General features: G+C 36.9%; 30 protein-coding genes. 11 read left to right on the top strand and 19 right to left on the bottom strand.

Annotated elements, in window-relative coordinates; genetic code table 11:
- The first annotated feature begins 19 nt into the window (after window positions 1-19).
- Window positions 20-1345 carry an aspartate aminotransferase family protein gene (locus C8K15_RS03015; RefSeq protein ID WP_108584948.1) on the top strand — a complete coding sequence of 442 codons (1326 nt, stop codon included), beginning with the start codon at window positions 20-22 and terminating at the stop codon, window positions 1343-1345.
- 84 nt (window positions 1346-1429) lie between these two features.
- On the opposite strand, the gene C8K15_RS03010 is transcribed toward C8K15_RS03015, so the two are convergent.
- The 3 genes from C8K15_RS03010 to C8K15_RS03000 form a co-directional block, all read right to left on the bottom strand.
- The gene (locus C8K15_RS03010; RefSeq protein ID WP_108584947.1) at window positions 1430-2104 is read right to left on the bottom strand and encodes a DUF1129 family protein; all 675 of its coding nucleotides are present in this window, start codon (window positions 2102-2104) and stop codon (window positions 1430-1432) included.
- The gene (locus C8K15_RS03005) at window positions 2094-2435 is read right to left on the bottom strand and encodes a PadR family transcriptional regulator (protein WP_108584946.1); all 342 of its coding nucleotides are present in this window, start codon (window positions 2433-2435) and stop codon (window positions 2094-2096) included. The genes C8K15_RS03010 and C8K15_RS03005 overlap by 11 nt, the downstream gene beginning before the upstream one ends.
- A 200-nt stretch (window positions 2436-2635) precedes the next feature.
- Window positions 2636-3028, bottom strand: a complete 393-nt coding sequence (locus C8K15_RS03000) for a VOC family protein (protein WP_108584945.1) — start codon at window positions 3026-3028, stop codon at window positions 2636-2638.
- Between the two features lie 182 nt (window positions 3029-3210).
- Here C8K15_RS03000 and C8K15_RS02995 point away from each other — a divergent pair, with 182 nt between their 5' ends.
- Window positions 3211-3750 (top strand): RNA polymerase sigma factor, encoded by a 540-nt coding sequence (locus C8K15_RS02995; RefSeq protein ID WP_233260363.1) that lies wholly within the window; start codon window positions 3211-3213, stop codon window positions 3748-3750.
- Window positions 3743-4495, top strand: a complete 753-nt coding sequence (locus tag C8K15_RS02990) for a hypothetical protein (protein WP_108584944.1) — start codon at window positions 3743-3745, stop codon at window positions 4493-4495. The genes C8K15_RS02995 and C8K15_RS02990 overlap by 8 nt, the downstream gene beginning before the upstream one ends.
- A gap of 69 nt (window positions 4496-4564) precedes the next feature.
- Here the strand turns inward: C8K15_RS02990 and C8K15_RS02985 are convergent, their stop codons facing one another.
- The 8 genes from C8K15_RS02985 to C8K15_RS02950 all read right to left on the bottom strand — a co-directional run bounded on the left by C8K15_RS02985 (window position 4565) and on the right by C8K15_RS02950 (window position 12209).
- On the bottom strand, window positions 4565-5014 hold the full coding sequence (locus C8K15_RS02985; protein WP_108584943.1) for a GNAT family N-acetyltransferase: 450 nt from the start codon (window positions 5012-5014) through the stop codon (window positions 4565-4567).
- Between the two features lie 149 nt (window positions 5015-5163).
- Window positions 5164-6204 carry a P-loop NTPase family protein gene (locus tag C8K15_RS02980; RefSeq protein ID WP_108584942.1) on the bottom strand — a complete coding sequence of 347 codons (1041 nt, stop codon included), beginning with the start codon at window positions 6202-6204 and terminating at the stop codon, window positions 5164-5166.
- A 168-nt stretch (window positions 6205-6372) separates the two neighbouring features.
- Entirely contained in the window at window positions 6373-6747 is a 375-nt protein-coding gene (locus tag C8K15_RS02975) for a nucleotide excision repair endonuclease (protein ID WP_108584941.1), read from the bottom strand.
- Window positions 6748-6840: 93 nt separating this feature from the next.
- Window positions 6841-7353, bottom strand: a complete 513-nt coding sequence (locus C8K15_RS02970) for a GNAT family N-acetyltransferase (RefSeq protein ID WP_108584940.1) — start codon at window positions 7351-7353, stop codon at window positions 6841-6843.
- An 18-nt stretch (window positions 7354-7371) separates the two neighbouring features.
- Window positions 7372-8187 (bottom strand): STAS domain-containing protein, encoded by an 816-nt coding sequence (locus C8K15_RS02965; protein ID WP_108584939.1) that lies wholly within the window; start codon window positions 8185-8187, stop codon window positions 7372-7374.
- A 145-nt stretch (window positions 8188-8332) separates the two neighbouring features.
- Window positions 8333-8671, bottom strand: a complete 339-nt coding sequence (ytxJ, locus tag C8K15_RS02960) for a bacillithiol system redox-active protein YtxJ (RefSeq protein ID WP_108584938.1) — start codon at window positions 8669-8671, stop codon at window positions 8333-8335.
- 212 nt (window positions 8672-8883) lie between these two features.
- Complete coding sequence (locus tag C8K15_RS02955; RefSeq protein WP_108584937.1) at window positions 8884-10764, bottom strand: alpha-E domain-containing protein; 1881 nt, start codon at window positions 10762-10764, stop codon at window positions 8884-8886.
- A complete protein-coding gene (locus C8K15_RS02950) occupies window positions 10764-12209 on the bottom strand; it encodes a circularly permuted type 2 ATP-grasp protein (protein WP_108584936.1) in 1446 nt (481 codons plus the stop codon). Before C8K15_RS02950 ends, C8K15_RS02955 begins: the two co-directional genes overlap by 1 nt.
- 174 nt (window positions 12210-12383) lie before the next feature.
- Here C8K15_RS02950 and C8K15_RS02945 point away from each other — a divergent pair, with 174 nt between their 5' ends.
- The 4 genes from C8K15_RS02945 (at window position 12384) to C8K15_RS02930 (ending at window position 14484) form a co-directional block, all read left to right on the top strand.
- Entirely contained in the window at window positions 12384-13151 is a 768-nt protein-coding gene (locus C8K15_RS02945; protein ID WP_108584935.1) for an ArsR/SmtB family transcription factor, read from the top strand.
- The gene (locus C8K15_RS02940; RefSeq protein WP_108584934.1) at window positions 13148-13636 is read left to right on the top strand and encodes an SRPBCC family protein; all 489 of its coding nucleotides are present in this window, start codon (window positions 13148-13150) and stop codon (window positions 13634-13636) included. Before C8K15_RS02945 ends, C8K15_RS02940 begins: the two co-directional genes overlap by 4 nt.
- Before the next feature lie 74 nt (window positions 13637-13710).
- Entirely contained in the window at window positions 13711-14073 is a 363-nt protein-coding gene (locus C8K15_RS02935) for a VOC family protein (protein WP_108584933.1), read from the top strand.
- A gap of 183 nt (window positions 14074-14256) precedes the next feature.
- Window positions 14257-14484, top strand: coding sequence for a VOC family protein (locus C8K15_RS02930; protein WP_369973701.1), 228 nt, complete (start codon window positions 14257-14259; stop codon window positions 14482-14484).
- Window positions 14485-14673: 189 nt separating this feature from the next.
- Here C8K15_RS02930 and C8K15_RS02925 read toward each other — a convergent pair whose 3' ends face one another.
- From C8K15_RS02925 to C8K15_RS02900, 6 genes are all read right to left on the bottom strand, one after another.
- Window positions 14674-15345, bottom strand: coding sequence for a TerC family protein (locus tag C8K15_RS02925; RefSeq protein WP_108584932.1), 672 nt, complete (start codon window positions 15343-15345; stop codon window positions 14674-14676).
- A gap of 197 nt (window positions 15346-15542) precedes the next feature.
- Complete coding sequence (locus C8K15_RS02920; RefSeq protein WP_108584931.1) at window positions 15543-16616, bottom strand: ABC transporter substrate-binding protein; 1074 nt, start codon at window positions 16614-16616, stop codon at window positions 15543-15545.
- 13 nt (window positions 16617-16629) lie between these two features.
- Window positions 16630-17409 carry an ABC transporter ATP-binding protein gene (locus tag C8K15_RS02915; protein WP_108584930.1) on the bottom strand — a complete coding sequence of 260 codons (780 nt, stop codon included), beginning with the start codon at window positions 17407-17409 and terminating at the stop codon, window positions 16630-16632.
- 4 nt (window positions 17410-17413) lie between these two features.
- The gene (locus C8K15_RS02910; RefSeq protein WP_108584929.1) at window positions 17414-18220 is read right to left on the bottom strand and encodes an ABC transporter permease; all 807 of its coding nucleotides are present in this window, start codon (window positions 18218-18220) and stop codon (window positions 17414-17416) included.
- A gap of 299 nt (window positions 18221-18519) precedes the next feature.
- Window positions 18520-18675 (bottom strand): YpzG family protein, encoded by a 156-nt coding sequence (locus C8K15_RS02905; protein WP_108584928.1) that lies wholly within the window; start codon window positions 18673-18675, stop codon window positions 18520-18522.
- Window positions 18676-18808: 133 nt separating this feature from the next.
- The gene (locus C8K15_RS02900; protein WP_108584927.1) at window positions 18809-19264 is read right to left on the bottom strand and encodes a YaiI/YqxD family protein; all 456 of its coding nucleotides are present in this window, start codon (window positions 19262-19264) and stop codon (window positions 18809-18811) included.
- Between the two features lie 915 nt (window positions 19265-20179).
- Between C8K15_RS02900 and C8K15_RS02895 the strand changes: the two genes are divergently transcribed.
- The 3 genes from C8K15_RS02895 (at window position 20180) to C8K15_RS02885 (ending at window position 23107) form a co-directional block, all read left to right on the top strand.
- A complete protein-coding gene (locus C8K15_RS02895) occupies window positions 20180-21199 on the top strand; it encodes a potassium channel family protein (RefSeq protein ID WP_108584926.1) in 1020 nt (339 codons plus the stop codon).
- 34 nt (window positions 21200-21233) lie between these two features.
- Window positions 21234-22076, top strand: coding sequence for a DUF1028 domain-containing protein (locus C8K15_RS02890; RefSeq protein WP_108584925.1), 843 nt, complete (start codon window positions 21234-21236; stop codon window positions 22074-22076).
- Between the two features lie 374 nt (window positions 22077-22450).
- The gene (locus C8K15_RS02885) at window positions 22451-23107 is read left to right on the top strand and encodes a phosphatase PAP2 family protein (protein WP_108584924.1); all 657 of its coding nucleotides are present in this window, start codon (window positions 22451-22453) and stop codon (window positions 23105-23107) included.
- A 6-nt stretch (window positions 23108-23113) separates the two neighbouring features.
- Here C8K15_RS02885 and C8K15_RS02880 read toward each other — a convergent pair whose 3' ends face one another.
- On the bottom strand, window positions 23114-23629 hold the full coding sequence (locus tag C8K15_RS02880; protein ID WP_108584923.1) for a GNAT family N-acetyltransferase: 516 nt from the start codon (window positions 23627-23629) through the stop codon (window positions 23114-23116).
- 236 nt (window positions 23630-23865) lie between these two features.
- Here C8K15_RS02880 and C8K15_RS02875 point away from each other — a divergent pair, with 236 nt between their 5' ends.
- The gene (locus C8K15_RS02875; protein WP_108584922.1) at window positions 23866-24987 is read left to right on the top strand and encodes an NADH-dependent flavin oxidoreductase; all 1122 of its coding nucleotides are present in this window, start codon (window positions 23866-23868) and stop codon (window positions 24985-24987) included.
- A gap of 41 nt (window positions 24988-25028) precedes the next feature.
- Here C8K15_RS02875 and C8K15_RS02870 read toward each other — a convergent pair whose 3' ends face one another.
- Window positions 25029-25541 carry a GNAT family N-acetyltransferase gene (locus C8K15_RS02870; RefSeq protein ID WP_108584921.1) on the bottom strand — a complete coding sequence of 171 codons (513 nt, stop codon included), beginning with the start codon at window positions 25539-25541 and terminating at the stop codon, window positions 25029-25031.
- Between the last annotated feature and the right edge of the window lie 7 nt (window positions 25542-25548).

The raw sequence follows: 25548 nt of genomic DNA, 5'->3' as shown, positions 1-25548 counted from the left end.
GATTATGGAGGTCAATTGTATGGAAAAGAAATGGGATCATCTTGTTAAAAATATGCCAAATCGCTTAGCACCAAGTATGGCGAAAGATCATCCAAATCTACCGGTTGTCAAAGAAGAAGGCTGTTATTACTTCGGAGTAGATGGAAAGAAATATCTTGATTTCACGTCTGGAATTGCTGTTACAAATGTTGGACACCGTCACCCAAAAGTGGTTCAAGCAATTAAAGATGCTGCAGACGGTTTGATGCATGGTCCTTCAGGCGTCATTATGTATGAATCTATTTTACGTTTAGCAGATGAGCTTGCCGAAATCATGCCCGGGGATCTTGATTGTTTCTTCTTCGCTAATAGTGGTACAGAAGCCGTTGAAGGTGCGCTTAAACTTGCTAAGTATGTAACAAAACGCCCTTATGCCGTGTCCTTCACAGGTGGTTTTCATGGACGTTCATTAGGAGCATTAAGTGTAACTACATCAAAAAGTAAATACCGTAAATTTATGCAACCATCTGGTCTAACATATCAAGTACCCTACGCAAATATTAAAGATTGCCCAGCCGGAACTGACCCTGAGGCTTACGCAATTGAGAAATTGGAAAAAGATTTCGCCTCTTTATTTAGCCATCAAGTAACACCTGAAGAAGTAGCTTGTGTAATTTTAGAACCTGTCCTTGGCGAAGGCGGCTATGTCGTTCCACCAAAAGGCTGGTTAAAGAAAGTTCGAGAAATTTGCGATCAACATCAAATTTTGCTTATCTTTGATGAAGTACAAACTGGATTTGGTCGAACAGGTGAATGGTTTGCAGCGCAAACATTTGATGTGACGCCGGACATTATGGCGATTGCTAAAGGTATTGCATCAGGCCTTCCACTTAGTGCAACGGTTGCGTCTAGTGAACTAATGAAACAATGGCCACTTGGCAGTCATGGTACAACGTTTGGTGGTAATCCAATCGCTTGTTCTGTAGCACTAGCAACATTAGAAGTGATGAAAGAAGAAAATCTTCTTGAAAACACAAAACAAATGGGTAATTATGCAGTCAAACTGCTTGAGAGTATGAAAGAACGACACAGTGTTATTGGAAGCATCCGCGCAGTAGGTTTAATGATCGGTATTGAGATTATTAATCCAGCAACAGGTGAACCAAATGGTGAAGGATTGTTAAAAATCCTTGATTCAGCGCTTACAAAAGGCGTTTTATTCTATCTATGCGGAAACCATGGAGAAGTCATTAGAATGATCCCTCCATTGGTTGTGACAAAAGAACAAATTGAAGAAGGATTGCAATTACTTGATGAAGCATTAGTTGAGTATGAAGCAACATTGATGAGTCTTGAAGGCGCTTAAGAGTAATAATTAACCAAAAGAGACTGACTCTGTCTGGAGTCAGTCTCTTTTTAAACAATGCAAGAATACTATCTTTACCCCGGCCTAAATCTTCGTTTTGAATTTCATTAACCAAGAAATTAATAAAAATACGGTACCCGCTCCAATTGATGCTGTCCAAGGAAATTCAAATGTTGGACCGAAACCACGGATGTAATAATTAGCTGCTAGTATAACCGCGAAACTCCCTCCCCCAAACAAACCTGCTTTGACCATATTCATCTTATCATTCGATTTTTCTTTAAAGAGTGAATGATGGATTAATCCAAAGATTACTTTTACACCTAGAAACACAATACAGGCAAGCAATCCAAAAATAATGAGGGTCGGAATCATATAGACAGTAGTGCTAACTTCTACAAAGGAAGAAAATAATAACAACACTATCCCACGCGCAACTAGAAACCAGCCCACTAAGCTAAAGGCAAGCTGTCCTACAAACTTGACCATGTCACGCTTCTCTTCTTCCGGCAATTGTTCAATGAGTTCATCCGCAAAAATTTGTGGATTTTCACCAAACACTTGATTAGCCGTCTTCCCTTCTTCTTGAGCATCTAATAAATGATCTAACATTTCTATTAATACTTCTTCTGACTGCTTCTCAGACAATGTTAACTTAGTGCGAATGTATAACATCAAATCTGTGTAGGTTTTTTTATTTTCCTCATTCAAGTCTTTTCGTTTTTCATTATTTTGTTCGATTAATTCTTTAACGTTCATGAAGATTCTCTCCTTTCATTAATAAAGCATTAATCGGCACCGATAGTTGTTGCCATTCTGAAGAAATTCTGTCAAGTGCTACAAAACCCTCTTGCGTCAACGAATAATATTTTCGGTTGGGACCAGATTCTGAAGGTTTCATTTCCCCCACTATTAGTGCATGTTTCTGTAAGCGTAATAAGACAGGATAAATGGTTCCTTCACTAACGTCACCTAATCCAAGATCTTGCAGTTTCTTTGAAAGTTCATAGCCATAAACCGGTGCTTTCGAAATTACAGCCAGTACACAACCATCTAATATTCCTTTTAGCAGCTGACTTCTAAGTGACATGTTCTATCCTCCTACACGGTACATGGTAAAACAAGATAGTATTCAAATAATTAACTACCTTGTTTTACAAAGTAGTTAAACTTAGTATAAATTGATTCACGCTTGATGTCAAACATGGATTTAATAAAATCAGAAAACCTAGTTGAAGTAGCACTTGGCTGTTTCAACTAGGTTTTTATTTATTCAACTTTGTTCTTGATTCAGCAATCTAACATGACTTCATCAACAGGCTCCCATAGTTCAATTTTATTTCCTTCCAAATCTAAAATGTGAGCAAACTTTCCATAACTCTCTTCTATAATTGGTGCTATAATTTCTACTCCTTTGGTTTGTAGCTCTCCAACTAATTCAATCAAATCATCAACTCGGAAATTTATCATGAACTGTTTCTGAGAAGGTTCAAAATAGGATGTCTGTTGTGTAAACGGTGCCCACACTGTACTTCCTACTTCTGATGGCTTTGTTGAATTCCAAAGAAATGTTTTACCGTACTCATCTGATTCAATACCTAATTTTTCTTTGTACCAATTACGTAAAGTTATAGGATTTTCACACTTAAAAAACACTCCACCAATACCTGTCACACTTGCCATTAAAATCACTCCATTTCAGATAAGAATGTGAAAAAGCACATCAAGGTAAGTGCACCTTTCACTTTGGTCGAATTAATTTACATTTACTATTTATTTTAAACGTCGAAAACTTCTTAGCCTTACTAAGGGTAAATATAGTAAGAATAACAGATTTCAGTTGTTCCGGAAGGAGTGAATAATAATTGAATATTGATGGATGGTATAAACAAATACTGGCCGGCGATAAAGACGCATTTCGTCACTTGTACGAAGCATATGCAGAATATGCAATTCGAACTGCCTCTGCGATTACACGGAATCGTGAAATGGCGAAGGATGCTGTACAGGAAACCTTCATTCGTGTGTACCGACAAATAGACAGTTATAATCAAAGCTCTCCTTTTGAACCGTGGTTCTACCGAATATTAACTAATGAATGTATGCGATTACTAAAGAAAAACTCATTTTACTCGAAGTTCGAACATCCTGACTTAGAAAATGAACCATCCATTGCAGAAGAATCTTTTGATAGTCTTTCTGATTTATATACTGTAATTCAGTCACTTGATGACGCGCATCGAATCCCACTCATTCTAAAATATTTAAAAGGGTTCACAGAAAAAGAGATTGCCGAAATTCTTGAACTTAATCACAACACAGCAAAGTCAAGATTGTTCAAAGGTAGGCAACGACTTAAAGACCAGCTGTTTCCTACTGAAAGGAGGTTGAATAATAGTGAGTAATCTTGACAAGAGAGCTACTGATGAATTGCATGCGCGAACAGATAAACATCTACAGGTTCTAAAGGATCAAATATGGGAGGAATTAGAACAAGAACTATTTAGTGAAGATCCATTAATAAGAAGTAGGGTGAAAAAATTGAAAAAGAAAAATTATGCAATATCACTTATCATTACTGTTGCTGCTGGATTGCTTATAGCATTGAGTTTGCAAACAGATACAGGTACTGCGTTTGTGAAAGAAATTAAAGAAATCTTTGTTCCCGAAAAACAAATAATACAAAACATAGAGGGCACCGACGAAGAGACTGAAGTTCAGTTAAATGAAGGAAAGGATTCCGAGTATATTATCTACGTCGATGAGACTCGCTACGAACTAACAAATGGTAAAAACTCAGACGTCATTTCTACCATCATCCCACTACCTGAAAAATATCCAGAAGTAACTATGGAAATTAGACAAGTTGCAGATGAAAAACCAGAAGATCTTGTAAATACCATCGAAGCAGCGCTGAAAAAAGACTTTCCTGAGTTAAGAGAAGTTGAAGAAGTAACCGAACCAGTCATAGGATTTAATTTACACGGTGCAGCTGGTAATGAAGCCGAAAGTAAAATCGTCAATGCTTACGTGATTAGTAACGGTCAAGAAGGAAGTTTTGTTATCACACAGTACTACTTCTTGGAAGCTGCAGAAGGACACGGTGCTAGGTTCCACCGCATGTTAGAAACCTTTAAAATCGTTAAATAACCTTATTGAGTTTTTTGTCTTATCAATAAATGAGGAAACGCTATACTCAAGCGTTTCCTCATTTTGCTTTTATCCTAACTTCAGTACATGAGTGGTATCAGGTGTATCATGGGTTTCTTCAAATCCATTTGCCCGATAAAAAGCATCTGCTTTTGCAGATTCTGTACGACACGTAATTTTCTTGAAGGTTCCTTTTGCGTGATTTACTAGTTCAGACAGTAATTGTGACCCAACACCTTGTCGGCGTGCATCACCAAGAGTGTAAAATCTCTTCAGACGGGCTTCGTCTTTATTTTCTGTGTAAGGGTTTTGATTAATTCCGCCGATAGCGATTAATTTTTCAGGACCCTCCCATACACCATAAAGTGCTTCACCATCTTTATTAAACGTATTAGATCCATCCTCATAATCATGTACTAAACGAGTTAAGAAACGGTAACCTTCTTCTTCACTTTCGGTTACCAACTGCGACACGTCGACTTTCTTCAAATCTTCTATTCGTTGAACTTTAAAAGTCATCAGAATTCCTCCTCTTTAGTTAATAAATTAAAAATTCATACTATATACTATTTCGATACATGTACACCTATTCCCTTTATTTTAAGATTAGATATCTACACGTTTTTCGACAAAAAAAGAGAGTGGAAAAATCTCCACTCTTAGTTACATCAAACTAAACTTCCACAATATTTCAACTCATCTACTGACAGTTGATCTGCCTTACCATCTAATATGGATTCAACATCTTGTAGAGTTTGTGACATCGGTACGGCTTTTCCTTGTTGCCCTGTAAAGTCTTCTGCAACAAAAAATGGCTGGGTAAAGTATGCTTCCAGTCGCTCGCCCCGCTGATATGTTCCCAGCTCCCCAGCAGGAATTTTCTCCATGCCATGCACAGTCATCACTGAACGTAACTCACGATATCTACGAAGTAGTTTTTGTGCACGTTGTCTTAAATTAAAGTGACGTTGATTCAAATCTGTTCCTTCCAGAATCGAAGAAGTAGAATAAATCGGATGAAGGGCTGGGAATTGCTGGCGTATTGCTAAATCGGCATCCAGATGCCACAGCGTTTCAAGTGGACCATAAGGCATGTCTTCATCAACCACTTCGCCAGATAGATCGACAAGTATCGTTGTGATATTTTGCACGCGTTCTGCAACCAATTTTTCTTGTAATTCCAGGAGTTCACCAGTCACAATGTAACTCTTGTCTGTAATGAAAACAACATCACCACTCTGTGATGTTAGGGTTGTGAATGTTTCATCGATTGATGATGTCACGATATCAGCTAATTCAGTTGTACCTTCGAGTTCGGGATGGTTGATCTTTGGAAGTAATAATACAGTTGTGAGGTCACTCTTTTTAAAACGATGCATTAATTCAGCTAAAATAACTACTTGACCCATACCAGGACGAGCCACTAATCCAGTCGTCCCTCCCTTTACTAAAGGTGCAAAGAAATCTAACGTTTTAATTTTCGTTTCAATCATATTCAACTTCTCCCCTCTAAGTATCAATTCGTCTAGTGAACAATTAGCAAGTGTTGCGAGTCCAACTAAAGTGCGAACTTCCGCTTTCCCCAAATCAATTTTACCTGTGCATAAATTTGAAACTGTGGCTGGTCGAATGCCTATTGATTTTGCTGCTGTTGTTAAGTTTGGTACTTTCCTTCTAAGTAATGCGACGTTCAATCGAATATCATCCATATTAAACCCCTTCCTTACTTTTTATAGTAATTTAAATTACGTTTAAATGCAATATTAATTTCTTTCAAACGTAAAAATTTTTAATTCGAGAGTAATAAATTCACTTAAAGCTGTCTTTCAAGCAATTTCCAAACAAAAAAGCCATCCTCTTTTGGATGGCTTTACTGATTAATGTGCGAATTTTTTTTCGATATTGTACTTCGCTACAAATTTATTAATGATGTATGTTTCGTAAATTTCACGTTCCATTGCATCATCAACGTAAAAAATCTTGATTTTAGTTACTTCATCACGATGATCTTTAATTGGCGATACATTATCTTCAAAATGTTTTTTAACACGTTGTCTTACTTTACGCGCTTTTCCGACAAACAAAAGCTCTTCTTCTTTGTTGAAGAACATAATAATTCCGCCTTTGTCACGCGCAATTTGATGAAAATCAATAAAGCCGTAAACTGAAGGAATCTCTGGTTCGTCATTTGAACGATCTTGTACTCTTTGAACAATCGTAATATCTGGTTTTGGCACTTCAATGTTAATCATATTCGATCACGTCCTCACTTCTTTAAAGTGTAATGCTATCACAAATCACATCAAAAATCTATGTTCACGATATGCAGTACCACATAGAAAGCTTTAGCCAATCCAATATCGTTTAATCACATTCCCATTGTCTTCAACAAAATCTATATCTGCCACGCCACCATTACTCCGTATGGTTTTATCTGAAGCAGTATTTACAGCGTCACAACACACTAATACCGGATTGATTCTAAGCTTTTTTGTTTCTTCTAAAGCTAATCTCAACATTTTTGTTGCATAGCCTTTTTGACGTTCGGATGGCCGTACACCGTACCCTATATGACCTCCTGCGTTTAATAAATACTCAGTTAATGAATGGCGAATGTTCACGGCACCGAGTATTCGGTATTCCGCATCCACTAGCCAATAGGTAGAATCTGGTACCCAATTTTCTCGTAGACCAATTCCTTTTTCGGCATCCAACAACGACCGGACCATGGCTGGAAAATCACTAGGATCTTTTTCAATTACCCAAGGTATCATGGGTTCTTCAGACGCTTTCCACTCTTCGTAGAAGGATAAATAAGCTGGCTGCAAATCAACAGTTGGTTTTATTAATTGAACCATTAAATTCACCTCAAGACATTATTTAATACTTTCAATTGCTTGTTTGACGCTCCCAAAAGTGTTGAACGCGGTAAAGTCTATGCCAGCTTGTACAACCGCCATTGATAAATTAGGGCGAATTCCTGTGAACATCACATGGATGCCTAACAATTTTAGTACATTATGGATGGTGAAAATATGTTGAGCAACTTCTGTATCAATTGTTAAAATACCTGAAAAATCGATAATTAAGTGTTCAGTATCAATCAGTGAAATACCTGGAAGAACGTTATTCAATAAATGTTGAACACGAGGATAATCGATGACCCCAATTAATGGTAAAACAGAAATTCCTTGTTGAATAGGTACAATAGGTGCTGATAATTCGTTGATTTCTCGTTGACGTTCCTTCATTAATTCATCGCGGTATGCCTCATATGCAAAGATTGTCTCTATCATACTGACATCCATTAGGTAGCTGACACGGTTATTAATCGCTACAACATTCTCAGTTGTTAAATTATGATCGATAGAAATCTGTGTAATACGTTTGATGAAAGTTAAGCGGTTATCAGCATAAGGTTTTATGAGAGCTGAAAGTTGTGAGAGCATAGATGCTTGCTGTTCTCCGTACTTTTTACCCCATTCTATTAATTTTTGTGCAGCATTCTCATCACTTTCATTGAAAGATTCTGCTAGTAATACTAAAAATTCTGCATTCGCTTTGACGGATTGATTTATAAGTTCTTCTGGAAATTCTAATTCTAATTTTTCTAAACTCAATTTCATCATTTCAAGTGAGATTGAATCCGCGTTATTAATTAAATATTGACCTACCTGCTTTATTGAATCCATTCATCCCACTTCCTCATATGTATTCATTAAATCTACTTAAGAAAATATTACTATAAAAATAGTGAAAATACATGACTATTCTAAGTTTTATATTAAATTAGTAAAACCCACTCCAATGATACAAGAGTGGGTTTTGTTTTCGTTATTATGCCTGATGATGTTGGATAGCATCAGTTATGTTTGATTGAGTAATATTCCAATGAGAAGTGTGCCATACTGGTTCCTCATTTGACACTAAAAAGAGTTGCGGTGATTTGTGTTGCACACTTAAGTTACCTTCAATTTCGTTGGAGACTGGACGACTTTCAATGACTTTTACTAAATACAAGTCAAGTTCCGTTTCAATTGATGTAAATTCTCTGTATGCAGCTGCACTGACCGGACAAGTTGTACTATGCTTTAAAAGCAAGAATGGTTTGTCTTTTGATTGTTGAAGAACGTTTTCCCATTGCGGAAGTGTAGTAATTTCTGTATATGTAGTCATGTGGAATCATCCTTTCAAAGCTATTTATTCTATTATGTCTAATTTCCGTGTATATCGCACGTAACTTGTCTTTTAAGATGTCAAGCAATGTTTATTCGGCTTTACGTTGCATTTAATTGACAACCTCTTACTACGCTACAACCAAGATTTATTCCGCTTTCACCTAATTTCCTCCAAAGAAGCCTCGACGTTAAAATTATCGAGGCTACATCTTATTGTTCAATTAGACTTACGGATACTTTGACATCTAATTTATGACTACCGCCACGGTAGACACCTTGTACTGGACTTACGTCACCATAATCACGTCCTACACCAACGCGGATATGATTTTCTAGAGCTTCCACATTATTGGTAGGATCGAGACCTACCCAGCCAATTCCCGGTACCATCACTTCAACCCAAGCATGGCTAGCCGCGTCCCCTACCAACGCGGAGTTTTCACCTACATATAAGTAACCACTTACATACCTTGCTGGGATGTGTTTAGTGCGTAAAATCCCAAGCATGACGTGTGAAATATCTTGGCAAACGCCTTTTTTCATATCAAACGATTCTAGTGCCTTCGTTGACACGGTAGTAGAAGATCCATCATACGCAAAGCGATTAAATAAATAGCCCATTACATCTATGGCATACTGCACAGGATTGACCATTGCTCCAATTTCGTTGTCTACCTGCTCTATCTGTTTAGGAGTTAAATACGTGTATGCCGTATTGCTTAAATAGGCTAAATAATGACTACTAAATAAATCAGAATGGAAAATGGCGTGCATTTCAGGTGAATAATCAATTCGATGAATCCACGGACTTTTTTGAATGCTTACCACAGAAGTGGCCTTTACCTCTAAATGCTTATGATGATCTGCAATAAAGAATGATTCTACACTGTTTCCCCAAATGTCTACATGTTCTTTCGTAAGAGCTACAGGCGTTATATCAGTACGATAAGAAAGCAAACGTTGACACTCATCCGTACGTGGTTTTAAACGTATGGAGTTCATACTTTGATCAACCCATGTGTCATAATCGAAAATATTCGTATGTTCAATTTTATATTTCATGGATGATGCTTTTTCCAAATTCAATTGTTCTGGGATGCTAACTATTTGAGTTTGTTCTTGCTTAGCAATCGGTTCAATCAAATAATAGGTTTTAGAGAAAATTTGACCGACTTCATTACATTTATTTTGGAATTGATTTAAAAAAGTGAGCATATCGTCTGAATTTAATTCTTGAATAGATATTTCATCAAAATCGTTCTTAAGATTTTCAAGAGCATAATATAATTCTGAAGAGTAATGGGCAATTTTCGCATTTTCTAAAATATCAACTGCTGCTCGAACATGATTCATATTATAGTGAATCGATCTTGGAAAAGACTCGTCTGTAATTAAAAAAGTTAAGATGGTTTTAGGATCCATTTTCGGACGATTTACTTTTAAATAAGCTTCGTAGCCATTTAACATTCTTAATGCAGCCAACCATGCATAATAATCGTCACCTTTATACAATAATTGCGTTTCACGTGTTTGTTCACAAACAACATTTAAAATACGGGCTGTCTTTTCTGCTCGCTCGAGCCATTTGCCGATCTTAATCATCCGATACGCTACACTACGAGACATCCCTGACTCAATAATTCCTTGGGCTGTTAACGATGCCATTTTCACTTTTTGCAAAAACGCTCGCAATTGATGAATTGAAAATTGCTCTTGTTCTGCTTGATGTGTATAAAGGTACAAATCATTCCAAACTTCAAAAAGTTCATTTGGTAAGTGGTCACGACTGATTCGTGCATTTTCTCTTGCCACACGTACACAGCTGAAGATAGAATTTTCATTATCTGTTTCAAACGCTAAATAACGAATATATTCTTCATCCTGTGTTTCAGCATTATTTTTCAGTTCCTCTAATTCCTCTTTTGTCGAACATACTTCAAACAAAATATTCCAGTGTTTTCCGTCTAATAGATCTTCACTCGAGGTTTCAACCATTTGTGTTAAATGAACGTCTAAAATGCGTGCGTTTAATTCAGTACGTTCAATATTGCGTGCCATCCAATAGAGTGAATCTGCTACACGACTTAACATTAGCTCATTCCTCCTGCTTTCATAACCCATGTATCTTTACCACCACCACCTTGCGATGAGTTTACGACCAGGGAACCTTTTTTCAGTGCCACACGAGATAGGCCACCAGGAAATACATGTGTTTCTTTTCCTCTCATTACAAAGACACGTAAGTCCACATGACAAGGATAAAACTCTTCCCCTTGATAGGAAGGGGCTCTTGATAATTTGATGGTTGGTTGTGCAATGTATTGATGAGGGTTTTCAAGAATTTTCTCTCGGAAAATCTCAATTTCTTGCGCAGTTGCATGCGGTCCAACAAGCATGTCATAGCCACCCGATGAACCTACGTTTTTGATAACTAATTCGTGTAAACGTTCGAGTACCCATTCCCTTTGACATGTATTATCTAAACGATATGTCGTCACGTTTTCAATAATTGGTTCTTCATTTAAGTAGTAACGAATCATATCTGGTACATATACATACATCGCTTTATCGTCAGCTACGCCATTACCTATGCCGTTTAATATTGCCACATTTCCTAGACGATACGCTTCTAATAATCCATTAACACCTAGTGTAGAATCCTCACGGAAAGCTTGGGGGTCCAAAAAATCATCGTCTATTCTACGATATATGATATCCACCTTTTCAAGTCCACGAATCGTTTTCATATAGACAATGTTATTTGAGACGATTAAGTCACGGCCTTCAACTAGCGGAAGTCCCATTTGTTGGGCTAAAAACACATGATCATAATAAGCGGAATTGTAGATACCTGGAGTAAGTAAAACGGCTCGAGGATTGTCCACTCCTTTTGGTGCATGATCCATGATAGCTTCATGTAAATAGGTCACTTGATGTTCTAACGTTTGGACAGAATGTTTGGCAAAAAACTCTGGATAAACTTGGCGCATTACATAGCGGTTTTGATATACATACGAAATACCTGACGGGTTACGCAAATTATCTTCTAGTACTAAGTATTTGCCATTTTCATCTCGAATTAAATCAATTCCAGCGAGAAATATATGATTATTTAATGGGATTTTTATCCCTTGCATTTGCTTGGTGTAATAATAGGGATTGTCTTCTACCAGATTTCGAGGAATGAGGCCGTCTTTAATAATTTGCTGCTCGTGATAAACATCATGCAAGAAGCAATTTAACGCTTCAGAGCGCTGCATCATGCCTTTTTCAATCGTTTCCCAGTCTTCTGGAGGAATGATAATTGGAACAAAATCAAAAGGCATTGTCCGTTCAGCACCTACATTATTATGATAGACCGTAAAGGTTATACCTTGTCTCAAAAAAGATAGTTGGGCTGTTTCATGTTTTTCTTTAAGTTCATCAACAGTAAAATTTTGAATCATATCATAAAACTTTTGATAATGATCTTTTGGTTTTCCACTTTCTTTTAACATCTCATCAAAAAATGGTTTTACTTTATACGAAGTAAACATGTCAACACCCTCTCTATATCTAAAGTAAGAATATTAAGAAAATACTAGTTTAAGTTTATCATATATTTCCTCTTTTCATCACCCTTTCTCCTATTGCATCAAGCTTGCTTTAAAAAAATAATACGTTACCTTTTAGTAACACATTATTTTGAAAGGGAGTGAGGAATCAAAATCATGGTTAACGAAGAAGTTACTCATCTATTTAAAGCTCTATCTCATCCAATTCGTGTAGATATTCTTGATTTATTAAAAAAAGGGCCTTTATCTACAGGTGAGGTAAGTGAACACTTTGATGTATCAAGATATGCAGTTATGAAGCATTTGAAGATATTGGAAGATGTCCATTTAATCGTTATTAGAAGACAAAGTCGTACACGATTAAACTTCTTGAATATCATCCCGTTACAAGAAATGTATAACCGTTGGGTCAGTAAATATGAATCGAAACTATCAACATCTTTAACTAGCTTAAAAACAAAATTAGAAGCAGGAGGAACAAAACGTATGAAACTGGATATTAGCTCTTTTCAAATTGAACAACAAATCGATATTAACGCACCACTAGAACGTGTTTTTCACTCCCTTGTTAACGATATAAATGACTGGTGGGAATTCCGTTTTGAAGAAAACAACTCTCATATAACATTTGATTCAAAAATTGGTGGATTGTTTATGGAGAATTGGGAAGATGGCCAAGGAGCGATTTGGGGAACTGTACTTTATTACAAAGAGAATGAAGAAATTCGTCTGCAAGGATTACTAGGTATGCAAGGCGCGGTTAATAGTCATTATGGTTACCGATTGGAAAGCAATGGCGAGTCAACGACTGTGAAATTATCACATAGTGCTGTTGGATTACTTGATCCTAATTGGGAAGAAGCACATTCAAACGGATGGTCATTGCTTTTAAATAATTTAAAAATACATGTTGAAAAACCATGAATAGCTATATAAAACAAGTTGAACTTTCGGCACCTATAGAAGAAGTGTACGAAGCCATTACAACTGAAAAAGGCATAAAAAGTTGGTGGACTGTCGATTGCGATGTGAGCACTGAGGTTGGAGGAGTTCACTCTTTTCGTTTCGAACGATTATTATTTAACTCAATGAAAATAGTGGATCTTGTCCCGAGTGAAAAGGTACATTGGACATGTATTGAGGGTTGGAATGAGTGGAAAGGAACGGATGTCGTTTTCAAGTTAAGGTCTATTGATGAAAGAAAAACGAGTGTTGAATTTCAACATATTGGTTTAACTCCATCATTGTCGTGCTATAAAATGTGTTCCAAAGGTTGGGATGATACCCTACTTCACCTCCAACAGTACGTGGAAAATGGAGAAACGAATGCCCATGTTCCACATACTGGGTTGAAAGGCGTTTTATCTCGGTCTGCTTTTAAGGTTTTCACAAGACAATATACAAAGTAACTCACTGCGGCTAGGACAAGTTTTCCCTATAATTTAGTTGTTAGAAAATTCTCATTCAAAAGGGTTTTTGATCCATGAATCGTGTGACACATTTTGAATTACAAGTTGCCAATCCACAAAAAGCTATCGAATTTTACACTTCTGTCTTTGGATGGAAGATTGAAAAATTCGGCGAACATGATTACTGGTTTGTTATGACGGGTGAAGATGGAAATGGAGTAAATGGCGGAATTATGCCTTCTCCAGATGCTCAACCGCGCACTTTCAATACAGTAGAAGTAGACAATGTAGATGACTCTTTAGCAAAAATAAGTGAGCACGGCGGCGAAATGGTCGTACCAAAAGCAGCAATCCCAGGAATGGGCTACGTTGCTTATTGTAAAGATCCTGAAGGCCTTATTTTCGGCGTTTTTCATGGTGATGAGAACGCTCAGTAATTAGAAAAGCGAAATGCTACGCTAGCTCGACACCGACGTTGGTGACCACTGAATTGAAAATCCGTTTTCGTATGAATCCAAAGGAGAGAATTTAATTGAAACAAGCTACGCCTTATTTAACATTTGATGGAAACGCACAAGATGCATTAACTTTTTACAAAGAAGTTTTCGAAGGTGTCCTTCATGGCATCTGATACATTCCCTAATCAAAACGTATCTATAGGAAATAATGTGTCAATAGTATTAGAATGTGAAAGTGAAGAAGAAATTCAGACTCACTATGACCGTTTAAGTAAAGGCGGTAATGTTTTTATGGAACTTCAAGATACATTTTGGGGTGCCAAATACGCGAAATTACAAGATCCATTTGGCGTGATTTGGGACTTGAATTTCGAAAAATCAAAATCATGAAAAATAGGGAAAGATTATTCTACATTTAGAATAACCTTTCCCTATTAATTTGTAGATTAAATAATTCAAATATGGATATTTGCTAATCATGTCCTTCTTTAACAGGATAGAATTTGAATACTATTAGGGGTTACGGATGTCCTTCTTTTAGAATCCAGTATTCTTAGTGGGTTTTATTACCAATCTTTTTCAAGAAGCTAAATCTCTTCTCCGCTTCTTTTGTATAAGACCTAAAGTTATTATTAACACAACACATAATATAGGCGACATATATTCAAGGCTTGGCCAAGTTCGTTCTACAAAAAGATGACCATATGGATCATCCACCATCATTTTGCCAGCTGTGTAAGCAATAATCCCAGCACCTGCCCAAACAAGAATCGGCATCTTATCCATTAAGCTCATAATTAACTGACTTCCAAAGATAATTAATGGAACACTTAGCGCAAGTCCGATAACGATAAGTACAATATTTCCTTGTGCAGTTCCTGCAATAGCTAATACATTATCTAAACTCATCACTAAGTCTGCGAAAATGATTGTACGGATAGCAGCACTAAGCGTAGTATGAGAGTGCAAATCTGGATCTTGTTGTGCACTTTTAATTAAATCAAAGGCAATATACAACAGTAACAATCCACCGATAATTTCAACAAAAGGAATTTTCAAAAGATACACAGCTGCAAATGTTAAAACTACACGCAAGCTTAGTGCACCGATTGTTCCTATAAGTATGGCTTTTTTTCGTTTTTCTTCCGGTAAATTCCGGCTCGCCAAAGCAATTACCACTGCATTATCGCCACTTAAGACAATATTTATCAAAATAATTTCAAGTAATAATCCCCAAAAATGTGCATCCATTTTTTCATCTTCTTTCTTACTGAACTTTAAACTCTTTTCTATTTTACTCTACCTATAGATTCTTTCAACCAACTTCTCTCGAACTAATCAAATTGAACGAAGAAATTATTTCTTTTTATAGGCACAAAGGCTAAAGTTCTCAAAAAAAATCTAAAAAGAGATGTAAAGAACATCTTTTCTTAGACTTTTTTTGTATTTTATTTTTGGTAATCCCCAATTATCTTAACTGCCTTTTCAGTAATAGACGTGTCTATTGCTTCGTCAAATTGGAATTCACCACGAATGGCTCCATTTTTCTTATACATTTCATATTGGTCACGTATATCACCGATGAACATTTTGCCATTTGGATCAAGACCTGTCACAAAAACATCTTCCCACACTGCCGCATCTTTTAATGCCGTGTATTCAGTCATAATATCAATAATTTCGTCTTTACCTTCGCCCTTAATGAAAGCATCATTGTAATCACGGACACCTTTTAAATAAGCAGCCATAAAGCGCAAGGATACATCTTGTTCATCGTTCATAAATTGTGGTGACCCAAGTACCATCGCAATTTGGGCTTCTGGTGCAAAGTCTGTTGCATCACCCAAGCGTGCGTGAATTCCTTGTGCAACTCCTTGAGTAATGAGAGGTTCAATATTTAATGCCGCATCAATCGAGCCGTTCTCTATGGCAGCTAACATTGTTCCAAAGTCAGGCATGAGCACAAATTCAACCTCGTCTTTCGCAAGACCTGCATGTTCGAGCATTAGTTGGTAGATGTAATCATCAACGCCATGCTCTCCTGATACTGCAATTTTTTTCCCTTTTAAATCACTATAGTCTTTAATTTCGTCTTGTTTGTCAGCACCAATTACAAAAGTAAAGTACGAACGTCCTTTGGCATTGTGTCCTTTATCTGCAACGATTTTTACGTCAATTCCTTGGGCAATCGCATTAAAGAACGCAGCTGATGAAATACCTCCAGCAATATCAACTTCTCCCGAAGCGAGTGCAGGCAACATATCGTCACTATTCGCAAATGTCACAAACTCAACTTCAATATTGTAATCATCAAAATACCCTTTTTCGTTAGCTATATAAAAACCTGCTCCGGAAGCTGAACCATCCTCCGCGATCACAACTTTTGTTTTCTCAGTTAATGGCGCTAAATCACCAGATGGATTATCTTTGCTTACGTCGTCGTTGACTTGAACAGACTCTTTTTCCGAACAGCCCCCAACCAATAAAATTAATACTCCTAATATCCCTAACCACTTTTTCATCTATACACTCCCTTCACAATCTGGACCCTTGCACTTCTACCTGTAAATGACGCCAAATTTCTAAAAATTTTGTAGCCATTTCAGGATTTGATCGAATTTCTTCTAATTTTCTTGGTCGAGGTAATTCTATTTTCATTTCACTAAGAATTTTGCCTGGTTGAGCACTCATTAGTAATACACGGTCACTCAAATACAATGCTTCATCAATGCTATGCGTGATAAATAACACTGTTTTTTTCGTCTCAGACCAAATTGATAATAATTCTTCTTGTAAAATGTATTTATTTTGTTCATCTAAAGCTCCGAACGGTTCATCCATTAATAAAATCTCAGAATCATTTGCAAATGCTCGGGCAATACTAACCCTTTGCTTCATTCCACCTGAAAGTTCTTTTGGGTACATTTGCGCAAACTTTGAAAGACCCACTTTATTTAAAAAATAAGTAGTACGTTCTTTAATAAGCGCTTTAGGTAAATGGCGCATTGAAAGCCCGAACGCTACATTCTCTTCGACCGTTAACCAAGGTAGGATACCTCGTTCTTGAAAAACCATGGATTGATTGGGACGATTTTGGTCACTTTTTTGAATTGTAAAGTTACCTGAACTTTGATTTTCAAGTCCTGCTAGTATCCGAAGTAATGTTGTTTTCCCACACCCGCTTGGTCCAACCAGACAAACAAATTCTCCATCTTTGATATCTAGAGAGATATTTTCGAGCGCGGTGACACTATTTTCTTTTTTATAAAACACTTTCGTCAGTTGCTCAATTGAAATTTTGGGCTTAGATTCCATATCGTCACCTCCAAGGTATTAGCTTTCGTTGCAACCAACGTAACAACAATGAAAAGACATAGCCAAAGAAAGAAATGAGAATCAATCCAACAAACATTTCCTTTAATAAAAACGCACTATAGGACGTCCATATTAAGTAACCTATTCCCGATCTTGCCCCCATCATTTCAGCTGCTACGATTGTAAGTAATGCTATTGCCTGCCCCATTTGGATTCCTTCTAACATGAAAGGTAGTGAGCCAGGTAAAGCAATTTTCATAAAGAAATCTTTCCTATTTGCCCCATAATTTTTCGCTACATCTAAATAAATAGAATCAATTGAAATAACACCTGCGACCGTATTAATGACAACCGGAAAAAAAACACTTCCCGCAATGGTGACAACCTTCGACACTTCTCCAATTCCAAAGATGATTAATATTATTGGCAGTAACGCAAGTGTAGGAATGGGCATTAACGCCATGATAAGAGGAGAAATAAAGTGGCGAACTGGTGCATATAAGCCCATGCACAGACCAATGATGATGCCAGGAATTACACCTAGTAAAAATCCAACTAAAATTCGAAACAACGAAATGCTGATGTGCTGAAATAACTCACCAGTTGTGAGCAACTCAATAAATGTAGAGACAATAGCAGTGGGTGGAGGGAAAAATCGGGCATCAATAAGCCCACTTTGAGATAAAAATTGCCAAATAAGCAGGAGGCATAGCGGTGAAAAAATGGTCAGCCACGTCTTCAATCGCTGTTGCATTTGTTGCTTACGCCATTCTTGCTGTTCCGTTTCTATTGGATTCTTTAACTCCGTCATTTTTCACCACCTCTTCATCCAAATAATATGTAGGTATATTCAGATATGTGCCGGAATCGCTTAGTTAAATTGATGGTCTGTTGAGGTTTTGACACCTGTTACGAGGCGTTTGCGACGTTATTCCCGTTCATATTGGGTTTATTCCCATTCATATTGGATTTATTCCCATTCAGTTACTGTTTATTCCCGTTGACGAGGTGTTTATTCCCATTCACGTTGCAGTTATTCCCATTCGCCCAATTTATTCCAAAATAAAAGACCCAGAAAAATCTCTGGGCCTGACTTTCTTCTTATTCAACTTATTTAAGCGAGTGGACTTTGGCGCTGGTTTTTAAAAGCTGAGTAGACTGTGATTCTTCGGTTTGGCCGTTGACTTGGGTTTTAGATTTTTTCGGTCTCGTCCAGTTGTGATGAATCTCCGCGGATTTTGCATCCAATGGTTGTTTCTTACTCATTACCTTTCACCTCTTTTTTTAAGAATGAAAAGAAGAAATCTTATTTAGTATGAGTAAAATCCATTGACCTATGCTTTTAATTCAATATCGTGCACTGATTGTGCAAATTAAACAATCTGACATTAATTAATTTTTACTCATTCAACTTATTTATTTGCTTCAAAATCAATGCATTAAAGGCAATTTCAAAGCTTTCATTATCTTCCTTCCGCCTCTTCTTCGGCCCTTTCATCCGTCCTCCTGCTTGTCGAATTTTTTTTGCAATATGACGACTATGTAAAAGTTGGTCTATATTTTCATTGGTATACTCTCGCCCATTTTGATCCATAACGAGACCTCGTTTAGCTAATACCATAGCTGCTAAACCATAATCCTGTGTAATCACAATATCGCCTGGTTTAACTCGATTGATGAGTTCAAAATCAACCGCATCCATGCCTTTTGAAACCATAATAGTCTTTGCACCTTCACGTTGCATATTGTGTGCAGTATCGCAAAATAACGTTACAGGCAGTTCATATTGTTTTGCAAATTGAATGGTTAAATCTACAACTGGACAACCATCTGCGTCGACTAAAATGTTTATCATAAGGTCTCTCCTTCATCATACAAAGTTTTATTATTTTTATGATTAGCTTTTATCTTCTATCTCATTACTCTTGTCTGACATGAAAAAAAAATTTTACTTGTATCTCACGTAACGTTAGGTATTATAATATTGGTAAGTATTGGAAACTAGGGATTCTGGTCAACTTGCAAAAGAAAGTCAACTAACCGTTCATAGCACCTTTGATTTAGCTCAAAATTTTCGGGTTAAGCACAAAGAGTACATTGGTAAGATCGGTATGTATCAGTTTGATGATTCGATTGGTCCTGTTATTAAACAAGCCATCGAATATTACATGTCGCGGAGGTCATCATGAAATGAAGTTTATTGGAATCGAAATCATTGTCTTTATGGCGCTTCCCTATTTCATCTGGAACTATGGCCGAAACTATACAAATTTACTGCAGTGTACTTATTATCCATGATATTTAAAAAACCACTTGCGCTTTATTTTGCAGTAGACTTTGCTTATTTACAAGGATTCCCCCGTGAAATAGTAAGCATCTTTATTGGATAAAAGAAAATATAAAGTGGTTTCAACTTATTACTGCGCTCTTTGTAATTCCAGGATTTGTCATGAATTCAGTGATGGCAATTTTAATTATGTCCCATGGTGTAGATGCCTTTATGCATCTTATTCTTTTGCGAAAAGCTTTAGGATTAATTTTCGGGATACTTATTTTTGTTGGATATCTATTTTCATGGAATAAGGTCACCGCTTATGCAAACACATGATATTGCCTGGCCTATTAAAGATTCCAATCATCCAAATGCTGGGCTTGAAGAGGCACATTAAGTTGTTTCATTTCACAACTTTGCTCTCGCTCATACCTAGTACATCAAACTAAAAAGCGGTACACTGAATTAAATGAAATTTTGATGCGTGGAGGTTCGTGAATGCATTTTTTCTTGAAAGTAGGACTCAGTCTGGTCCGTATGAAAAATTTATCACTATTAATTGCTACACTTATTTTCATTACTTTTTGTACGGTGACAATTTATTTATTGGAGCCGGAAACATTTGAAAGTTTATTAACATCATTTTACTTTGTCATGACAACTTTTTCTACAGTCGGATATGGAGATTATTCGCCTGCTACAGGAGCCGGAAGACTTTTCACAGTCCTTATGTATCTTCTAGGGATTGGGTTACTTGGTGTTATTATTGGTAAGATAGTAGATTCGTTTTCTATATTTAGAAAACGGAAGGAGGAAGGCAAGTTGGCGTTTACACATGAAAACCATATTATCATTGTTGGTTGGGGAAAGAAAACAGAAACCGCTGTAGAAGAAATCTTGTCTTCAGATTCATTTAGTGAAATTGTCATTATTGACACTTTACCAACTTCACCGATAGATGTTGCCATCGATCGTGTGCACTATGTCCAAGGTGATGCTTCAGAAGAAGAAACATTTACTCGAGCGAATATTAAAAAATCTAAATCCGTTATTATTTTTGCAGACGATACGATTCAAGTGCCTTCCTTGAGAGATGCTAAAACGTTGACGATTGCAATAACAGTTGAACGATTAGCTCCTCATGTTCACACCACTGTGGAACTTATGACAAAGAAACAAATCGCTAATTTTTCTCATGTAAAAGTTGATGAATTTATTTTATCTCAGGAAACGACTTCTCTTCTTGCGGTTCGTTCAGCAATGCATCAAAATGTGAGTACCATCGTTACACAGTTGATTAGTCGAAGTATCGGCGAAGATCTGTTTGAAGTAAAAAAAGATTCTAATTGGCAAACTTATGGGGACGCTTTCCATGATTTATTGGAAAAAGGAGCGACTCTAATTGCAGATCGTCAACAAATGGATATTAATCGACGATTGAATGAGGCTATCCCTCCAGATGCAGTGTTGTATGTGATTTGTAACGAAGAGACGCATCGTAAGTTGAGTTTCAATTAATTCTATTAATCATTTAAATAAGGGGGTATTTTTCATGACATTTTCAATCGTAGGCTTTGATCCAGAAACGAAAGAGTTAGGTGTTGCCGTTGCTTCTAAATTTTTAAGCGTCGGGGCTGTCGTACCGTTTGCAAAAGCAGGGGTTGGAGCAATTGCTACACAGTCCTGGGCGAACTTAAATTATGGGACACATGGGCTTGAGATGTTGGAAAATGGCTTTACCCCTCAAGAAGTATTAGAAGAATTGGTTCGTAAGGATACTAACTCTGTTTCTAGACAAGTAGGAATTGTTGATGCACAAGGACGTAGTGTTACGTTTACTGGAGATGACTGTTTTGACTGGGCAGGTGGTTCTGCAGGAAATAACTTTGCAGCACAAGGAAATATATTAGTGGATCAACATACTCTTGAATCAATGCAATCCACATTCTTACAGACAACAGGATCATTGGCTGAACGTTTACTTGCTAGTTTACTCGCCGGAGATACTGCAGGTGGAGATAGTCGTGGAAAACAGTCTGCTGCTTTGTTAATCGTTAAAGAAAACGGAAGTTACGGTGGCTATAATGATCGTTATATCGATCTTCGTGTGGATGATCATGAAAATCCGGTTCAAGAATTATCCCGCTTACTAAAATTACATAAACTTTATTTTGAACCTACTTTGCCTGAAGATATAGTGACAATTGAAGGAGCTCTCGCAGAAGAACTTCAAGAACTATTATATGAAAATGGACATTTACAACGTGAACTTTCAGAACATGACCATTTATTAGATGCTGTTAAGTTCTACCATTTAATCGAGAACTTTGATGAACGAGTGCAACCACGTGGTACGATTGATATAAAAGTCGTTAAATATATGAGAATTAAATAACTTAGTTAAACAGATAATACAAAGATAGAAGCTGGTTCGTGAGTTGACAAACTTTACTCATGGTTCAGCTTCTTTCCTATTCACATCGAAAAAGCTTGGTTGGCCTTGCCTTATGTATTTCTTCAGATTAACTATGTGGTAGTCCGGATTTACAGTTTCTAAAGATTTAAATCCCTTTGTTTCGAAAGGTATTTGCACGGACAGATTGACTTCATAAGATAATGCATCATCGCTACTTCAATAAATGGTGCACTTTAAAACTTGATGAATCCCTCCTCACCTTGTTGGGATTCACATAACTGAGATTCTTTGAATTAGGTTAATTAAACAAATATTCCTATCATCGTTCTTTATGAATCAAGGAGACGAAGAAAATGCACTCAAAGTTAAGATTTCTGCTCCTATTAATCACACTAGTTGGTTTCGGCTCGATGACACTTTTAATAAAAGAGAACGATATTGTGTATTTCGACAAAGCTATTATCTCTTTTATTCAAAGTTTTGAAACCCCATTTTTAACGTCAACTATGAAGTTTTTCTCTTTTATAGGGTCAGGATCATCTATTAATTTTATCGTTATTATTAGCATAATCGTCCTTTACTTCTTCTTTCATCATCGATCTGAACTCCTGCTCTTTATTTTGGTATTAATGGGTTCCCACTATCTTTTTCGATTGTTAAAAGAAATCTTTCATCGAGCTCGCCCTGATTTGCACCGTCTTATCGAGATTGGTGGATACAGTTTTCCAAGTGGTCATGCGACGAATGCCATTACTGTATATGGAATTCTTTCATTCCTGTTATGGCGTTATATTCCCACTCGATGGGGTCGCAGTCTATTAGTAATATTTAGTACTATCATGATTTTAACGATTGGATTTAGCCGTATTTACTTAGGCGTTCATTACCCTAGTGATGTAATTGCTGGCTATTTTGCTGGTGCCTTTTGGCTGATAACCTCCATTTGGGGTTTTCAGTTCCTCAAAGAAAAAATTCATGAAAGAACACACACGAAATATCCCTATATTTAAACTAATTCACTTGAAAAATGGGGAAGGATAGCGTAATTCTCCAATCGTTTGTTGAAGCTCCCCTTCTATTAATTCACAAACCATGAAAACATCGTCAGGCACTTTAAATTGAGTTAATTCTATACCATGCTGTCTAGCTGACTGAAAACCAAACTTCGGATAATAATTTGGATGCCCAATTAGTAATACAAGGCCATGACCGAGATTTGTTGCTCTTTTTAAGCCTTCCTCAATTAAGTTGCTGCCAATCCCTCTCTGTTGAACAGTAGGGTTTACAGCTACCGGAGCTAGAACCAGAACATCTGTCTCCGCATCTTCTCGAATAATCTTAGCCTTACTAAATAAGACATGGCCCACTATTTCTCCTTGTTCTTCAGCCACTAGTGATAATGCTGGTATAAAACCTTCTGAGAAACGTATGCTCTCTACCAATTTAGCCTCATCATCTCGATTTTTAAACGCTGAGAAATTGAGATTGAATACTTGTTTATAATCATTTTTAGTTTCAGTTCGAATTAGCATATTTTCCACCTTTTTCTCAATACTTCTTACATAAGTTATGTATTATAACTTCTAGCCCTTACTGCATAATTCCTCTTTCCCTTATGATTTTCCCATTAAGTTTACACATCGAATCTAATGTTATATAGGCATAATTTTTGACTATCGCAAACAAGAAGGCATAAAGTGACACTATGCTTTTTCATGTTTAAGCATGAATTAGTACAATACTTTATAAATTCTGGAGGTTATGACATATGGTAAATAAAAAATATGAACCACTACTTGAAACATTTGAATTACCTAACGGCACAGTACTTAAGAATCGTGTTGTTATGGCACCCATGACGAACTTCTCTTCTAATGCAGATGGCACGGTTTCAGATGCGGAAGTTTCCTATTACGTTCGCCGTTCAAAAGGGGTCAGTATGGTAATTACTGCTTGTACATACGTCACCGCAAATGGACAAGGTTTTCCAGGTGAATTCGGTGCACATACTGATGAGATGATTCCTAGTCTACGTCATTTAGCATCATCGATTAAAGAAGCAGGAGCAAAAGCCATTTTGCAAATCTTCCATGGTGGTCGTCAAGTACCAGCGGATATCGTGAATGGGGACGTAGTAAGCGCCAGTAATATTCCAGACGAAGCGGAAGGTAAACCGGTACCTCGTGCGCTTACAGAAGCAGAAGTTGAATCCATTATCCGTGACTTTGGGGAAGCAACTCGCCGTGCGATTGAAGCTGGTTACGATGGTGTCGAAATTCATGGTGCCAACACTTATTTAATACAACAATTCTTCTCCCCACATTCCAATCGGAGAACGGATCGATTTGGCGGATCATTACAAAAACGGCTTACTTTCCCGTTAGCTATTGTAGATGAAGTACAACGAGTAGTGAAAGAATATGCAAAAGTACCATTTATCGTTGGCTATCGCTTCTCACCTGAAGAACCAGAAACTCCGGGTATTACAATGTCTGATACGTTAGTATTAATTGATGAATTGGCGAATAAAAACTTAGATTATCTCCATGTTTCACTAATGGATTTCTGGTCAACTCCAAGACGTGGAGTTGATGATACTCGTTCTCGCATTGAAATCATTCAGGAAGCTGTCGGTGATCGTGTTCCAGTAATCGGAGTTGGTTCTATTTATTCTGCAGAAGATGCAAGAAAAGCCTTAACTTCAGGTATTCCAATGATTGGTCTTGCTCGTGAATTATTAATTGATCCTGATTGGGTACAGAAAATTGAACAAGGTCGCGAAGAAGAAATCGTGACAAAGCTAAATGTTGATAAGCAACAAGAGTTAGACATGCCAACCCCTCTTTGGCAGGCCATAGTAAATGCTCCTGGCTGGGTTCCTGGCGTATAAAATGAAAAAGATTGAAACGAGACAGTCTCGTTTCAATCTTTTTATTTATATTTTATAGCAAACAATCTAACGTCTTCGGATGTTGAACCAAATTTAATATTCCCTTCTTCTGCCATTCCTAATTTAAGCAGTAGGTTTATGGATTTTTCATTATCTAGTGAAGTAAACCCTGCAATACGATTAAACCCTAATACTTCATGTCCAAACGTTAATGTCGCGCGCGCTGCTTCATATGCATAGCCTTTTCCCCAAAACTCTGAAAGAATTGCAAACCCCAGATCCACATCTTTTAAGAAATCTCGTTGAATTAGACCACATATTCCAATTGGGATCTTACTTTCTTTTAGTTCGACTAAGTACAAACCAAAACCTTCTTCTTCATACATGGCCATCGGTCCGTCTACAATATATTTTCTAGCTTCTTCTACTGTCCGAATACCTCGATCTCCAATATATTTAATCCAATCAGGTTCATTTAAAAGTTCTAGCATAAACTGTGCATCTTCAGTCTTCATATATCGAATATGAAGTCGTTCTGTTTCTATAATTTTCATATAAATC

The sequence above is a fragment of the Paenisporosarcina sp. OV554 genome, assembly GCF_003058165.1.
Lineage (GTDB): Bacteria > Bacillota > Bacilli > Bacillales_A > Planococcaceae > Paenisporosarcina.
The sequence above is the reverse complement of the archived record's forward strand: the minus strand, read 5'-3'. Positions and strand labels throughout refer to the sequence as shown.